Below are 1,220 nucleotides of genomic sequence, written 5' to 3' on the forward strand. Positions count from 1 at the left end.
CTTCGTGGCAGAGATATAAAAAAATATAACGCTCAGTTTGCCGATCAATGGATTATTAACGCCCACAATGGTATCAGGGAAAGGAAAATACCACCAGTTGATGTAAAACAAGATTATCCGGCGGTTTATGACCATTTATCAAAATACGAGGACGCCTTATCAAAACGATTAGATAAGGGGCAACATTGGTCAAACCTAAGAAACTGCGCCTATTTAGAAAATTTTGAAAGTGAAAAAATTGTTTGGATCGAACTAACTGATCAACCAAATTTTGCACTTGACAAGAGTGCATTTTACCTGAATAATACTATTTTCTTCATGACTGGCGACCATTTGAAATATTTACTAGCATTTTTAAATTCCAGGCTTTGTGAATGGTACTTTGACAAAATCGCAGCGACTTCCGGGGCGGGTACCAGACGTTGGATCAAAATGTATATCGACCAAATTTGCATACCATTTCCTGATAAGGAAATAGAATCAAAAATTACTGGTATGGTAGACTTGTTAAATGAATCATTTGACATGAAGCTTTACAAAAGTCTTGATAATGAAATCTATGATATTTTTAAGCTCTCCTCTGAGGAAATCGACTTATTAATAAATGCATCTTTATAGATTAATTGCTTTTCTTCAAGAGTTATATTATATAAAGAAAATACCACGTCATCAATCTTCTCTTCAATTTGCTTTTTAAGGCTTGGGGACGCTGATAGTTTTTCGATTAATAACACCAATTGCATCTGAATATCCTTTGAAATTGCCGGTATAGGTAGTTGTTCAACAAACATTGGTTTATATTCAAAGTAACCTCCATTTCGTGTTACACCTAACTGTTTTATATAAAAATCAGCAAGCTTCGAATTTAATATTCCAACTAAATAAGTTTCATTAGTAGCGATAAACGATGATGGTGCATTGATATAGTATCCAGCATCTACCAATGAGAATTGACCATTAAGTGCAAGATTACCCCAGGCAATTTTTGGCTTTTCAAAATCTTTGTAATAGGCTACATTATCCTGAATTTCAAACCATTTGTAAGGTCCTGGTTTTCTGCCAGTTGGTTCATTGTTGTTGCGCGGCTTTAATTTTTCGTAGTATGAATTCAGATATTCTTTAATACTAGGGTATTGATCGATATCTATTCCTTTTCTCGTAAATATGATCCATTTATTATCCCAATTAATTTGGTAACGTTTAATGTCTTTGCCGGATAA

At 33.9% G+C, this 1,220-nt stretch carries 2 protein-coding genes; one reads left to right on the plus strand and one right to left on the minus strand.

All coding sequences use genetic code 11. The features are described 5' to 3' along the window. Positions 1-618: TaqI-like C-terminal specificity domain-containing protein (locus E2R66_RS28110; protein WP_204986009.1), on the plus strand; the 618-nt coding region annotated here is incomplete at its 5' end. On the opposite strand, the gene E2R66_RS28115 is transcribed toward E2R66_RS28110, so the two are convergent. Continuing rightward, positions 558-1,220: TaqI-like C-terminal specificity domain-containing protein (locus E2R66_RS28115; protein ID WP_204986010.1), on the minus strand; the 663-nt coding region annotated here is incomplete at its 5' end. The genes E2R66_RS28110 and E2R66_RS28115 overlap by 61 nt on opposite strands.

The organism is Mucilaginibacter psychrotolerans (assembly GCF_004519315.1).
Taxonomy (GTDB): Bacteria; Bacteroidota; Bacteroidia; order Sphingobacteriales; family Sphingobacteriaceae; genus Mucilaginibacter; species Mucilaginibacter psychrotolerans.